General features: G+C 44.4%; 10 protein-coding genes. 5 read left to right on the forward strand and 5 right to left on the reverse strand.

Translation table 11 applies throughout. The features are described 5' to 3' along the window. The first annotated feature begins 258 nt into the window (after positions 1–258). On the forward strand, positions 259–1,941 hold the full coding sequence (gene leuA, locus L3V31_RS08455) for a 2-isopropylmalate synthase (RefSeq protein ID WP_237315639.1): 1,683 nt from the start codon (positions 259–261) through the stop codon (positions 1,939–1,941). Here leuA and L3V31_RS08460 read toward each other — a convergent pair. From L3V31_RS08460 to iolC, 3 genes are all read right to left on the reverse strand, one after another. Next, positions 1,938–2,714: a helix-turn-helix transcriptional regulator gene (locus L3V31_RS08460; RefSeq protein WP_237315640.1), complete on the reverse strand. Its 777-nt coding sequence runs from the start codon at positions 2,712–2,714 to the stop codon at positions 1,938–1,940. The genes leuA and L3V31_RS08460 overlap by 4 nt on opposite strands. Before the next feature lie 397 nt (positions 2,715–3,111). After that, positions 3,112–4,623: a CoA-acylating methylmalonate-semialdehyde dehydrogenase gene (locus tag L3V31_RS08465; RefSeq protein ID WP_237315641.1), complete on the reverse strand. Its 1,512-nt coding sequence runs from the start codon at positions 4,621–4,623 to the stop codon at positions 3,112–3,114. Positions 4,624–4,703: 80 nt separating this feature from the next. Further along, on the reverse strand, positions 4,704–6,611 hold the full coding sequence (gene iolC, locus L3V31_RS08470; RefSeq protein WP_237315642.1) for a 5-dehydro-2-deoxygluconokinase: 1,908 nt from the start codon (positions 6,609–6,611) through the stop codon (positions 4,704–4,706). A 554-nt stretch (positions 6,612–7,165) separates the two neighbouring features. Between iolC and L3V31_RS08475 the strand changes: the two genes are divergently transcribed. From L3V31_RS08475 to L3V31_RS08490, 4 genes are all read left to right on the forward strand, one after another. Continuing rightward, positions 7,166–8,173 (forward strand): sugar ABC transporter substrate-binding protein, encoded by a 1,008-nt coding sequence (locus L3V31_RS08475; protein WP_237315643.1) that lies wholly within the window; start codon positions 7,166–7,168, stop codon positions 8,171–8,173. A gap of 66 nt (positions 8,174–8,239) precedes the next feature. After that, entirely contained in the window at positions 8,240–9,733 is a 1,494-nt protein-coding gene (locus L3V31_RS08480; protein ID WP_237315644.1) for a sugar ABC transporter ATP-binding protein, read from the forward strand. Positions 9,734–9,819: 86 nt separating this feature from the next. After that, on the forward strand, positions 9,820–10,839 hold the full coding sequence (locus tag L3V31_RS08485) for an ABC transporter permease (protein WP_237315645.1): 1,020 nt from the start codon (positions 9,820–9,822) through the stop codon (positions 10,837–10,839). Positions 10,840–11,056: 217 nt separating this feature from the next. Next, positions 11,057–11,890: a MurR/RpiR family transcriptional regulator gene (locus L3V31_RS08490; protein ID WP_237315646.1), complete on the forward strand. Its 834-nt coding sequence runs from the start codon at positions 11,057–11,059 to the stop codon at positions 11,888–11,890. 67 nt (positions 11,891–11,957) lie between these two features. Here the strand turns inward: L3V31_RS08490 and iolG are convergent, their stop codons facing one another. Together iolG and L3V31_RS08500 are read right to left on the reverse strand one after the other, a co-directional pair. Beyond that, positions 11,958–12,941: an inositol 2-dehydrogenase gene (gene iolG, locus L3V31_RS08495; protein ID WP_237315647.1), complete on the reverse strand. Its 984-nt coding sequence runs from the start codon at positions 12,939–12,941 to the stop codon at positions 11,958–11,960. Between the two features lie 321 nt (positions 12,942–13,262). After that, positions 13,263–14,090 carry a sugar phosphate isomerase/epimerase family protein gene (locus tag L3V31_RS08500; RefSeq protein WP_237315648.1) on the reverse strand — a complete coding sequence of 276 codons (828 nt, stop codon included), beginning with the start codon at positions 14,088–14,090 and terminating at the stop codon, positions 13,263–13,265. Positions 14,091–14,167 lie beyond the last annotated feature (77 nt).

Below are 14,167 nucleotides of genomic sequence, written 5' to 3' on the forward strand. Positions count from 1 at the left end.
GCTACCCATCAACGCATTAGTCGAGATATGGCAAATTGACATTAACAGGGTGTAAATGAGCTATCACTCTCGATGAGAATGGGGCGAAAGTTTTTAAGCAAGAACGGTTCGAAAATAAGCTGGATAAATATCCCTTCTCGTACTAATGATGTAATACCCCTGTCCAAAACACGACGATTTACGTCAACTTCTATTCAGATATCATTCACAAAGTCTTCTAGCATGAACTTTTCTCATCAAAGAAAGGACAAATTAACAATGTTAGAAATACCATCAGAAAAATACCGAGCAGCTCCTGTTATCAGCTTTCCACAGAGAACCTGGCCATCGAAGATATTAGACAAAGCCCCTCGCTGGTGTTCAACCGATTTACGAGATGGTAATCAGTCTTTATCTAACCCAATGAATATTGATAAAAAACTGAAGCTCTTTAACCACTTAGTTGAATCTGGATTCAAGGAGATTGAGGTTGCATTTCCATCAGCATCGCAAACGGATTTTGACTTTGTTCGATGTCTGATCGAGAACGAGTTAATTCCAGATGATGTTACTATTCAGGTGATTACGCAATCCAGATCGGACTTGATTGAGCGAACTATTGATTCTCTGACAGGGGCGCCTAAGGCCATAGTCCATTTGTACAATGCTACAGCTCCGTCTTTTAGAGATATTGTTTTTTCTCAGGATAAAAAGTCTACTCTAGAACTTGCTGTAAATGGGGCTAAGCAGATTAAAGCCTTGTGTGATAAACGCCCTGAAACTGTATGGACTCTTGAGTATTCGCCAGAGACATTCAATTTTACTGAACCCGCGTTTGCGCTTGAAATCTGTGAAGCAGTAGCGTCCGTGTGGCAACCAAGTAAGACATGCCAGCTTATCATTAACCTGCCAACAACGGTTGAACGTAACACTCCTAACGTTTTTGCAGACCAGATTGAACACTTCATAAATACATTTAGTTCATTAGAGCACGTCACTATCAGTGTTCACCCTCATAATGATCGAGGCACTGGTGTTGCTAGTGCCGAACTCGCCATATTAGCAGGAGCTGCTCGGGTAGAGGGTTGTTTATTTGGTAACGGTGAACGTACAGGTAATGTTGACTTGGTCACACTCGCGCTAAACCTTTATTCACAAGGCATTGATCCTAAATTGCGCTTTCCTGACATTCGGCATACGGTTGAACTCGTCGAGCAGTGTAACGAAATCCCTGTTCATCCTCGTCACCCATATGCTGGAAGGCTAGTGTTCACCGCCTTTTCGGGATCGCATCAAGATGCCATTAAAAAAGGATTCTCTTCGCCTAGCTCTAAGTTGAAGACCTTCTGGGATATCCCTTATTTGCCGATAGACCCTATGGATTTGGGGTGTAACTATGAAGAAGTGATTCGTGTAAATAGTCAGTCAGGTAAGAGTGGTGCTGCGTGGTTACTCCAAGAAAACCACGGATTGTTACTGCCTAAAATGCTCCAAGCCGATTTGAGTAAGAAAGTGAAAAGTCATACCGATAGATCGGGATGTGAAATTAACCTTTCGGAACTATGGCAACTATTCAGGCAGTCTTATGGTCTAGTGAGTAACCCGACCATAAGCTTGCAGAGCTATCACAGCCAAACAACAGAGCTTGGCCAAAAAATTGAAGCCAGAATTCATCACAACAACAAAATGATAGGATGTGTTGGTTATGGGAATGGTCTAATGTCTGCGTTGCTAAAAGGGTTAATGGAACAATATGGTTTGCAGGTGAATATCGTTGACTATCACGAGCATACTCTCGGTTCACGAACCCAGAGTAAAGCGGCTAGTTATGTGCAGCTGCAGTCTGCGATTTCTAACGTAAGCTTTTTTGGTGTCGCAATTGAAGAAGATGCAACAAAAGCTTCTCTACAAGCATTGTTGAATGCCTATTCTAATCTACTACAGACTAACTTAGCCCTTTAATCGTGTTCTAATGGAATAACCATTGGACAATATTCCCTCGGAGACAGCCCTGTTCGACTTTTAAACATCGCGCTAAATGCGCTAGGGCTGTCATATCCAATCGCTAATGCAGTATCTAACACACTACACCCGCTGGCTAAAAGTTCAGACGCATATAGTAATCGTTTCTGACGCAGCCATTCTGTGAACGTTAGACCTAGCTCTTGCTGAAACCGACGAGAAACAGTTCTTTCACTTTGGCCCAAATACTTGGCAGCATCTGAAGCTGTCCATGGGTGTGAAAGACGCTCAGATACGTTTTTACAGAGCATGACCAATGCCTCTGTTCTTGGATTGGGGAGATAAAAATCAATGGGGTTTAGCAAACGTAATTCATCAAGTATCAGTTCAAATATTCGTTCTTCTCGCGTTCCCGCTACCCGAATATCAGGTAGAGATACGGCCTCAACAATTAAACTGGTCAGCAACGACGAAACTTTCGATAGCACACAGGTATTGGGAAGGTCTGCCCTTGCCATAGGATCAACAAAAAGCGTACGAACTCGAACGTCCCCCGTAATTCTAAGGCTGTGTGAGATACCAGCAGGTACCCATAGCCCTTGATTCGTTGTCACAACCCACGACTCTGATTGTGTATCCACTCGAATAACACCGTTTAAAGCATGTAAAAACTGAGCGCACTGATGAGTATGAGGGGGTTCTACATCCCCATGAAAATAATTGTGTGCATATGCCAGTATTGGAGGGGCCAACGTTTCGTCACAAAACTTCATAAATACTCGAGTAAATCCTTATACCGAATGAAGAAATAATGTAACGAACTTATCCAGAATTCTCCAGAAGAAAGATAAGCTCTGTTTCCCTACTGAATAGCCACTTGGACAGTAGGCATAAACCTACTCACCTTAAAGCCCAGAAAATAATGAAGCCGCTATGCAAGCGCGAATAGAATATTGGTTTGAATATGCCAAACATATACGTTCGACTCGTGATAAATCCTTATTGTGAATACGCGCTTAACCAAAACGCTAATCTAGCCATTGCCTCTAAAATACGACATACGCCAACACTTCCAGAGCCGGTATATGTCGACTACTGTCGTATAGAAAAGGAATGAAGATCTGAGAGCCTCATTCATTTTCTATTGGCTACGCAATGTACTAAACCTCTCTATCCCAAAGTAGGCATAGAGAAAGAGCTGGAGTGCTGCTCAAGACGAACACTAGCAGGCCAACGGCTAGTAACGGTTTTCATTTTTGTATAAAAACGTACGCCATCATTACCATGAACATTCAACGGTCCAAACACTGAGCGTTTCCATCCACCAAAACTGTGAAACGCCATCGGCACTGGGATTGGTACATTAACTCCCACCATGCCAGCTTGAACGTCTTCGCTAAACTGCCTTGCTGTTTCACCATCCCGAGTAAAAATAGCGGTACCATTGCCATACTCATGTTGGTTTATCAGTTTCAACGCGGTTTGGTAATCACTGACTCGGACCACGGAAAGTACCGGACCAAAGATTTCTTCTTTGTATATGGTCATATCTGAAGTGACTTTATCAATCAGTGTCGGCCCTACGAAATACCCTGTTTCATGGCCTGGAACCGAAAAGTCTCGGCCATCAACCTCAATCGCTGCACCTTGTTCTTCGCCCGATGAGATATAGTCACAAATCTTCTGTTTGTGTTGAGCTGATATAACAGGCCCCATGTCGTTTTCTCCCTCTTCGACAATGCCAGGTCCCACTTGCATCTCTGCTATTTTCTTTTTCAGCTCTGCAACTAAAACATCCGCTGTTTCATCACCGACAGCAACCACCACCGACAGTGCCATACAGCGCTCACCCGCTGCACCATATGCTGCGCCCATAATCGCGTTTACCGCCATATCCATATCCGAATCCGGCATTAAGATGCAGTGGTTTTTTGCTCCGCCCAAAGCTTGGCAGCGTTTGCCATGAGCCGAAGCAGTAGTATAGATGTACTCCGCAATGGGTGTAGAGCCAACAAAGCTCACCGCTTCAACGTCTGGTGCAGTAAGCAGCGCATCAACGACTTCTTTGTCACCATTAACAACGTTAAAAACTCCGTCCGGAAGGCCTGCCTCTTGGAGAAGCTCTGCTAAAATAAGCGCAGTTGAAGGATCTTTTTCAGACGGTTTTAGAATGAAAGTATTACCTGTAGCCAAAGCGATTGGGAACATCCACATTGGAACCATTGCTGGGAAGTTAAAAGGTGTAATACCCACGCACACGCCCAGTGGCTGCATTAATGAATGGCTATCAACACCTGTACCAACATTCGCTGAGTGCTCACCTTTTTGAAGATGCGGAATACCACAAGCAAACTCTACAACCTCTAGCCCTCGTGTTACTTCACCCACAGCATCTGAATACACTTTGCCGTGCTCGTTTGAAATGACGCGAGCTAGTCTATCCATGTTGTTCTCAAGTAACGATTTAAACTTAAACATCACTCTCGCACGCTTTAATGGTGACGCTTTCGACCATGACATAAACGCTTGTTTAGCCACGCCGACCACTTCAGTCGCTTCAGCCGCAGAGCTCAATACCACCTGCTTGGTTTGCTCTCCTGTAGCCGGGTTAAAAACGGGAGAGAAACGCTCGCTGGTGCTGTTTTTAATGTTGCCGGCGATGTAATTTTGAACGGTTTCCATGATTGCTCCAAATTAGTTATTTATTTCCTTGCCAAGCTCAATATCGACACTGAAAATTAGTTTGACTTGGCGTGCAGTGATTAAGCTCGCTGTTTCCAAGCAGAAATGAGGTTTAAGTAGTTACGTTTGATTCGCGTTTTGAATTCTTCGTCGGATAACTCATTGGCTAACCACGCTTTCGAAGGCTCACCAAATATCGTTCTCCCAACCGCAAAACCTTTCACCAAACGGCTCGTTCTAGCACACTTGAAGCCTGCCGTGAGTTCTTCCGGTGGAGCATCGAGTCCAAGCAGCACAACACCGTGACAGTATTTATCTTCGCGCTCGATAATCTCTTCTAACTGCTCCCACCCAGCTTCAGCCAGTGGAGGTAACTTCCACCAATCTGGTTTGATCCCTATTTCATACATTCTTTGAACTGATTTAAGGTAGTACAGGTCATCCTGAGGCATATCGCGTGGCAATATAATTTCGAGAAGTAGCTCATGACCAGATTGGCAACACGTACGGTAGATGTCAGTAAGAGTACGCTCTTGTTGAGCTTTTAACTCCACAGCATCATTGGGATGATAAAACACTAAGCACTTTACAATATGCTCCTGTGGCCAAGAAATAAGTTGGGCACCTAAATTGCCGTGCTCTAACTCCAGCGGGCATGAACCGGGTAATTCAATAGGACGGCCAATCCACCAGCCATTGCCTGTTGCTTCATTTAGCGCAGCTTGGCCATATGTTCCGTCACAAAGTAAACCGGCATTGCGCTGCAAGCCCTGTTCTTCCACCGTTTCCTGGTAGGCGTTCAAGATGAGCTTCTTCAATATCGAGATGCGGCTTAGAGGTGCCCCAACGTTTTTTGCCATCTGTTCAAGCTGCATTCGGTGGTCAAAAGCCAGTACACATAAATCCCCCCACTCTTTATCTCGCGTAGTGACTCTATGTAAGTGGGTAAGTTTTTCATCAAGATCTGGTCGTGGAACGTGTTCCGCTCGACTTAAATAATCATCCAACTCATCTTTACTTGGCATGGCTGGTGCACACCCGTGACGCGATACTACAAGCGCCCCACATGCGTTAGCGTAGTCACAAGCTCGTTGCCAACTTTCGTTATTTAGGTAACCACGGAGTAAGCCCGACATAAATGCATCCCCTGCCCCCAGAACATTTAACACATCGACTCTCACGCCTCTGGCGTTAAATGCCCCGTCCAAATTGTCCGGAATCTGCGATTCGTAAACAGAGCAACCAAGTGCCCCTCGCTTACAGACAAGAACTGCATCAGAGACTTGGCGAACACCATTTAATGCAGCCAGTGTCTCTGTTGCTCCTCCCGCGATATGGAACTCTTCTTCGGTGCCTACGATTAGGTCAAACAAACCCAATACTTCTTTTAACTCTGTCGTTACTTGTTCAGACTCGATAAAACGTGTTTCACCATCGCCAAGAGAAGTTAACCCCCAGAGTACAGGACGATAATCAATGTCTAGAACCGTTCTGACACCGTGTTTTCTCGCGTATCGCAATGCCGTTAGTACAGCTTGTCGCGTTTTAGGATGAGACAGATGTGTCCCTGTAATTGCCAAGCAACGGGCAGAAGCAATGTAATCCTCATCAACATCGTCTGCCGTTATTGCCATATCAGCGCAGTTATCGCGATAAAAAATCAATGGGAAGGTATCGTCATCTTTAATGCCTAAGATAACCAAAGCAGTGAGCCGCTCTTTATCAGTGATTAAATGACTGGTATCGACACCAAGTCTTTGTAACTCTTCTCTAAGAAAGCGCCCCATATGCTCATCACCAACTCTGGCAAACATTGATGACTTTAAACCTTGTCTAGCCGTTCCATACGCGACATTCCCTGAAGATCCTCCCAGATACTTAGAAAAACTACTCATATCTTCAAGACGAGCACCGATCTGCTGACCATAGAAATCAACGGCGACTCTCCCCATGCAGATAACATCCAATTTTTTATCGCTACTGCTCATAACATTCTCCTCAGATTGGCAGACTCGAGTGTGAGACGCCCTCAATTAAGTGAAATATTTATTTCATTTAATTGTATTTTGAAATGAGCATTCAAAACTGTGACCAATGGCTATTTTTTTTAACCTGATAAAGTTACAAGCACAAAAACACCGATAAACATGAAAATTATTTTTCATCCAGTAAAAAAGTAAACTCATACTATAATTACACCAAACACGCTCCAGATCACAAATTAAAACCACATACCCACAAGTAGGTAATACGCATATATTTCAACAAATTAAACAAAAACAAGAGTTAGAGCATTATGTCTTATCGAGATCAAGGTAACAGTTTTAACAATTGCGCTACATTAACAGTGGTGATAATTCAAACATCACCTTATAGTTAAAAACAACGCGGGACAAAAAATTTTTTTCAAAACCATTTTCGGTCCTCTGTTGCAAAAAATCAGGGTAAAAACAGATGGAAGCTGTACTGATTTCATCTGATAACGAAATGAAATATTCATATCTATCTACGGTTAGGTGTGAAGCATACCAAGGAGGCATTTATGCCAACGAAGAAACAAGGGATTACTATGCTGCTGGATAAAATGTTAATACTCGGTTCGAAAGCAAAAGCACTATTTAAAGGTACATTGGTGGTGCTGGGCCTGATTGTCTTAACGGCTTGTGGACAAGAAGAAAAAAAAGCCGATGTCACTAGAATTGGTGTCGCTATACCTAACTTTGATGACACATTTATGGTCTACATGAAAGACGCGATGGATAAATATGCAGACCAGTTCGACGGTAAAGTCGAGCTTACATATGTCGATGCCAAGGAAGATGCAGCAAAACAATTAGGGCAAATAGAAAACTTCATCGTTCAACAAATGGACGCGATTATTCTGGTTCCAGTGAACACCGATGCAACACAGCCTCTGACTGACCGCATCATAAAATCTGGCATTCAGCTTGTTTATTTGAACCGTCGACCAGACTACCTCCCTGACAGCGTATTTTACGTTGGATCTGAAGAACTGAAGTTTGGTGAAACTCAAGCTCAGTACATTTCAGACTCTGTTGATGGCGGTAATGTTGCCATTCTCATGGGTATGCTGACTCACGAGGCTGCAATCATGCGAACCAAAGGTGTAGAAGACTACTTAGCAAATAATCCAAATTTCAAAATTGTTAGAAAGCAAACTGGCCTATGGCAACGCTCACAAGGCATGATGGTAATGGAGAACTGGCTAAATTCGGGCGATAAACTGGATGTCATTGTAGCGAACAACGACGACATGGCATTAGGCGCGATTCAAGCACTTCAAGCCGCTGGCAGACTAGATGACATAGTCGTAGTTGGCGTAGACGCAACTCCAGATGGACTAGTCGCGGTCAAAAAAGGGGCGTTAAGTGCGACTGTTTTCCAGGATGGTGCAGGCCAAGCTCGTGGTGCTATTGACGCTGCTGTTGATGCAGTAAAAGGCAATCAACATGACCAGGTTACCTGGATCCCAGCCGAGCTTGTCACTCAAGGCAATATAGAAGCATTCGAAGCGAAACACAAAGGTTAACACCCCTTGCTCTGTATTCATTCCCCCCTCTTTTGAATACGGAGCATTTTTCGGAGTAGAAATATTATGAGTCAAGTCTTACTCGAAATGCGTGGAATCACTAAAACTTTCCCTGGTGTTAAAGCGCTGGATAACGTGCAACTCACATTAAAAAGTGGCCGCGTAATGGCACTAATGGGTGAGAATGGCGCAGGAAAATCCACCCTAATGAAAGTAATGTTTGGGATCTATCAACGCGATAGTGGCACCATCCGTTATAAAGGTGAACCCGTTGATTTTCATGGTGCGAAAGAGGCACTAGAAGCTGGAATTTCAATGATTCACCAAGAACTATCCCCTATCTTGCATCGCAGTATTGCTGAAAATATCTGGCTAGGAAGAGAGCCACTAAAAGGTCCTCTCCGTCTCGTCGATCACGCAAAGATGTATAAAGATACGGAAGAATTGCTACAGAAGCTCGATTTGAACCTCGATCCGAGAACACCAATGAGTGATTTAACTGTTGCAACAATGCAGATGGTCGAGATAGCCAAAGCGATTTCCTATCACTCAGAAATTATCATTATGGATGAACCAACTTCAGCTCTTACAGACAAAGAAGTTGATCACCTCTTCGAGATCATCGAAATGTTGAAGTCTCGCGGCTGTGCTGTCGTGTATATCAGCCATAAAATGGACGAAATTTTCCGAATTTGCGATGACATTACTGTATTCCGTGACGGGTGCTTTGTTGGTGAGCGTGTCGCCAACGAAACCGACAACGAAGAACTCGTCCAGATGATGGTAGGACGTGATCTTGGTGACGTTTTCCCACCCCCAACAGCCAAACCTGGCAAAACTCGGCTGGAAGTTACCGATCTGACGGTCGATGGTGTGTTCGAGAACATTAACTTCAAGCTACATGAAGGTGAAATCCTGGGAATTGCAGGTCTTGTTGGTGCTGGTAGAACAGAATTAATAGAGACTCTGTTTGGCGTAAGAGAAAAAAGTGCGGGTGTTATCCGCATCAATGGGAATAGCGTAGAAATCACTTCTCCCCAAGATGCAATATCTCACAAAATGGCATTCCTGACTGAAGACCGTCGCCATTCAGGCTTGTATCTAATGCTGGATATATTTGCTAATACGTCAATCGCTCACCTAGATGCTTATCGAAATAAAGTCGTTAACGTGCTTGATATTCGGAAAATGAAAAAGGATAGCGAAGACCACTGCAGCAAGCTGAGAGTCAAAACACCCGGCATGCACGAAATGATTGAAAATCTAAGTGGCGGAAACCAGCAGAAAGTACTGTTGGCCCGATGGATGCTAACTAAGCCAGATATCTTGTTCTTGGACGAACCTACCCGAGGCATTGATGTCGGTGCTAAATCGGAAATCTACAAACTGATGCGTTTGTTGACCGGAATGGGCAAAAGCTTAGTGATGATCTCTTCAGAGTTACCTGAAGTTATGGGCATGAGCGACCGAATCTTAGTCATGCATGAAGGCAAAATGAAAGGCCAAATCGAAGGGGCTGAGGCCACGCAGCAGAAAATCATGTCGATGGCTCTCAACTAACATCTGTTGAGTCCCACAAGCTTAAAGAACTCACACTTTTCTTTGTAAAGAGTAAAGTACAAAGTAGTAACTCAAGGAATGCAGTTATGATTGCAAAATTGATAAAAGCGACCTCAGGCGAAGGTCAGGCACAAAATAACCTCAAAAGAATGGTTTCCAAATACGCGATATACGTCGTGTTCGCCTTTATGTGTATCGTTATGTCCATTCTTTCCCCTGTATTTTTATCCGTAGCGAACCTAATGAACGTTCTTACGCAAATGGCGAGTATTGGCTTGCTGGCGCTGGGCGTGACTATCATCATTATCACCCGCGGTATAGACCTTTCATCGGGTTCAGTATTGGCGGTCGCCGCTGTCGTATCGGCGAGTATGGCACAGACCATTGACTGGTCGATGAGAATGTACCCTGCCATGCCTGAGCTTCCTATTATCGTACCAATCATTGCAGCTCTGGCTGTGGGTGCGCTCTGTGGATATATTAATGGTGCTCTCATCGCATACACGGGCATTCCACCATTTATCGCAACACTGGGGATGATGATCGTGGCTCGTGGTGCAGCGCTGCTGTACTCAGATGGACGTCCGGTAAGTAGCCTTATCGACTCTTACCAATGGATTGGTCAAGGTAGTGTCTTAGGCATCCCAGTACCAGTATTGATCTTTGCATTTATGGCTTTTGTTTCTTATGTCCTACTTAACTATACACGCTTCGGTAAATATGCCTATGCCATTGGTGGTAACGAAACCGCAGCCTATGTATCCGGTATCAACGTTAAGCGTTATAAAATTTTAGTGTATACCTATGCCGGTTTACTAGCGGGTATTTCAGCACTAATCCTGGCTGCACGTATTAACTCGGGACAACCTGGTCTGGGTGTGATGTATGAGCTAGATGCTATCGCAGCGGCAACCGTTGGTGGCGTTTCTCACGCGGGTGGTATAGGTACTATTCAAGGCACCATCATCGGCACAATGATCATGGGTGTACTGCAAAACGGTCTTGATCTACTCAATGTATCAGCATACTGGCAACAAGTAGTAAAAGGCTTAGTTATCATCTTTGCGGTAATGTTTGATATGAAACGACATAAGAAGAGTAAATAGTTCCTTTCCTGTTAATTTGAGTAAGTAGGGTACGAGGCGACGAGTATACCTTGTAAACGTCGCTCTCAATTTCGCTCAACGCGCCTTTTAAAGGCGCTTTTTTCATAACTTCTCCCCCACTTCCCCCATTATCTAGATAATGAAACAAACATTTCAATATAGATACGATTGAGGTATTTTATTGAAATACCAATCGGTTTAGTTTTCGGAGAGCGCTATGTCAGCGGCAGCTACATTAAGTGAATTACAAGAACGGATACGAGAAGAGTATCCCCACCTAAGCAAACGACTGCAGCAAGTCGCGAAATATGTACTCGATAACCCAAGCGACATCGCTCTCGAAACTGTGGCCGTCATCGCCCAAAAAGCGCAGGTACCACCTTCAACACTCATTCGCTTTGCTAACGCTTTCAGCTTTAGTGGGTTCAATGAGATGAAACAACTGTTTCGAAACAAGATCGTTGAAGAGACATCGAGCTATACTGACCGCGCACGTCTTCACAAGCAAATGAAGGCTGAGCATCTTGCGCCAGAAAACCCAAAACATATTCTACAAGAGTTTGCTAACGCCAATTCAGAAGCTTTGAGCCTCTTGGCTTCACAAGCATCTGAAGAAGATCTAAGCCGCGCTATTGATATCCTGCAGAGCTGCGAAAACATCTACCTTATTGGTTTACGGCGCTCTTTTAGTGTGGCGTCATACTTCACTTACGCACTGAGACATCTCAATAAACGAGCTTTCCTTATCGATGGACTCGGTGGCATGTATGAAGAGCAACTTAGTATGATTGGAGCCAATGATGCAGTCGTGGCCATCAGCTTTAGCCCCTACGCCAGTGAAACCGTGGCGTTAAGTGAGGTTGCATCCAAGGTGGGAGCAAAACAGATAGTGATTACTGACAGCCAGGTCAGCCCTCTTGTCGCATTCAGCGACGTCTGTTTCGTGATAAAAGAAGCGAGAGTCGACGCCTTTCGCTCGCAGTCCGCTTCATTGTGTTTGGTACAAAGCATGGCTGTTGCGATGGCCGTTGGAGAAGGTACGGCATCTTAGATGCACCTTCATAAACAAAAACACTTAAAAAATGCCCCGATTCGTTCGGGGCATTTTCAATGTCTCATTAGAGAAATATCGTCTTGTTTTCCTTCATCGACTGGATAGCGGTATCCGCCAACTTCAGTGCAAATGCGCCGTCTACGCCAGAACAGCTAGGTTGACTGCCGTTGAGGACATCAACAAAATGTTGCCATTCAGCAATATAAGCATCTTTATAGCGCTCTAAGAAGAAATGAAGCGGTTTAGCACTTTGTTTACCTTCACTTGATGTGACGCTAACTAAATTCTCTCGAACGTTATCGACTTTAAGCATTCCCAATTGGCCATGCAGCTCGATACGCTGATCATAGCCATAGCCTGATTTACGGCTGTTTTGAATCGTCGCGGTAGCCCCTGAAGCAAACGTTAGTACAACCACACCCGTGTCTATATCACCCGCTTTGCCAATATCTTCATCAATCATGCAACTACCGTGTGCCGTGACGGCTATTGGGTCTTCTCCGAGGATAAATCTCGCCATATCAAGATCATGAATTGTCATATCTCGGAACATGCCACCAGATACTTTACTGTACTCAGCTGGAGATGGCTCAGGATCTCGTGAAGTAATAGTCAATGTGGCAGGCTTACCAATCTCCCCTTGCACAACACGCTGTTTGAGATTAGCAAAATGGGGATCAAAGCGACGATTAAAGCCCACTAGCAGAGGTACGTTATGCTGCTCTACCACACCCAAACAATCATGTACTCGACTAGAATCTAAATCGATTGGCTTTTCACAGAAAATCGTTTTGCCTGCTTTAGCACCCAATTCGATAAGATCCGCGTGAGTGTCTGTCGCAGAACAAATACAGATGGCGTGAACCTGTGGATCCGCCATCGCTTCTTCAATAGACTGACGCTTAGCGCCATATTGTTCGCACAATAAGTTCGCATTGACATCATAAGGGTCAATCACTGAGTACAAGGTGGTTTCTGGGTGGCCAGCAATATTTACGGCATGAACTTGTCCAATGCGTCCTGCTCCAAATAGCGCGATATTATACATTCTGCCTTCCTTCCTTTGATGGTTGTTAGCCTCGCTTTTATCTTCTCTGAGGCTTTTGTTTACTCAATAGTTGGCAAACTCTCTTTTATCCGACCGCTCTTACAGATAGTTATCGAAATTCACCTATTCATGGTCTTTTCCCAACTGAATAGCCACTACTTTTTTAGCCTGCCATCTCGTTGAGATTGTAACTGTGGTAAACGGTAATCGTTTCAACTGGTTCGTCGCCTTAGAAACCTTACCCGCGACTAGAGCTAATCATTCCGCAATGAATTCAGCCCATTCCACTACGGTTAGCCTGTTAAGTAAGCTAGGTTAGATTTAGCGAAAAAGTGCCTTCATCCCTTGTAGCATTTTACTGGCGACGTCATGGTAATCTTGTTCCCACATTTGGTCGTTGAGGTATTCACCCGAATAGAATCCTTGGTAGCCCGTAGCCACAATAGCATCTACCCACTCTTGAAGCGGGATATGACCTTCCCCCACAAAGTGACCGCGTAATAGCCTTTCGTCGGGCCATGCTTCGTTTTCTGCTGGGCGAGCCCCATCGGAGATGTGGACGTTATAGATAAGCGACGCATCAATGTCAGACACTTGTTCAAGTGTCGCGCCGCGACATGCCCAAAAATGCCAGGTATCGAGAACAAAGCCGAAGTTATCACGCCCAACAGCATCATGAAGTCGGTAATAGTCCTCAAGCTTTGCAATAGGTGTCCAAGCGGCTCCCTCGTACTGGAAACGGACGCCATATTCCATGCCAATATCCGCAATTGATCGAATATTTTGCGCCGTAAGTTCAATATTTTGCTCGATAGACAAACCATTCAGTGCCTCAAATGCGTTGAGCTGGATAGTAGGCGCCCCTATGGCCTTAGCGAACTTGCACAAGGTTTCAGTATCTTTGAATAGCTGATCTTTAGACGCTTTATCAGTGACTTCAATAGCACCAATAATGTCGATAGCCGTTGGCTCAATGTTGAATTGATCTAAACGTTGCTTGAACTGCTCGGCTGAAAGCCCAGCTCTGATGTAACGCCAAAGTTTTTCAGTATGAATTTCTAGCCCTTGATAACCAGTATCGTGAGCAAGGCGAATATCAGAAATGATATTACTATGAAGGGAACACATTCCGTGTAGAGCAAAACGCATGGTTAAGCCTCCAAAAATTAGATAACAAGGCGATTAGCCTTGCTATTTCTCTTCGGCAAGGCTTACTCGTTATATTG

Origin of the sequence: Vibrio sp. J1-1, assembly GCF_021728395.1 — a bacterium.
Classification (GTDB): Bacteria; Pseudomonadota; Gammaproteobacteria; order Enterobacterales; family Vibrionaceae; genus Vibrio.

What these genes read in the sequence shown, in the direction of transcription:
- L3V31_RS08490 (WP_237315646.1), top strand. Translation starts at nt 11,057, where the DNA reads ATGTCAGCGGCAGCTACATTAAGTGAATTACAAGAACGGATACGAGAA.
- L3V31_RS08485 (WP_237315645.1), top strand. Translation starts at nt 9,820, where the DNA reads ATGATTGCAAAATTGATAAAAGCGACCTCAGGCGAAGGTCAGGCACAA.
- L3V31_RS08475 (WP_237315643.1), top strand. Translation starts at nt 7,166, where the DNA reads ATGCCAACGAAGAAACAAGGGATTACTATGCTGCTGGATAAAATGTTA.
- iolG (WP_237315647.1), bottom strand. Translation starts at nt 12,941, where the DNA reads ATGTATAATATCGCGCTATTTGGAGCAGGACGCATTGGACAAGTTCAT.
- L3V31_RS08465 (WP_237315641.1), bottom strand. Translation starts at nt 4,623, where the DNA reads ATGGAAACCGTTCAAAATTACATCGCCGGCAACATTAAAAACAGCACC.
- leuA (WP_237315639.1), top strand. Translation starts at nt 259, where the DNA reads ATGTTAGAAATACCATCAGAAAAATACCGAGCAGCTCCTGTTATCAGC.
- L3V31_RS08480 (WP_237315644.1), top strand. Translation starts at nt 8,240, where the DNA reads ATGAGTCAAGTCTTACTCGAAATGCGTGGAATCACTAAAACTTTCCCT.
- L3V31_RS08500 (WP_237315648.1), bottom strand. Translation starts at nt 14,090, where the DNA reads ATGCGTTTTGCTCTACACGGAATGTGTTCCCTTCATAGTAATATCATT.
- iolC (WP_237315642.1), bottom strand. Translation starts at nt 6,611, where the DNA reads ATGAGCAGTAGCGATAAAAAATTGGATGTTATCTGCATGGGGAGAGTC.
- L3V31_RS08460 (WP_237315640.1), bottom strand. Translation starts at nt 2,714, where the DNA reads ATGAAGTTTTGTGACGAAACGTTGGCCCCTCCAATACTGGCATATGCA.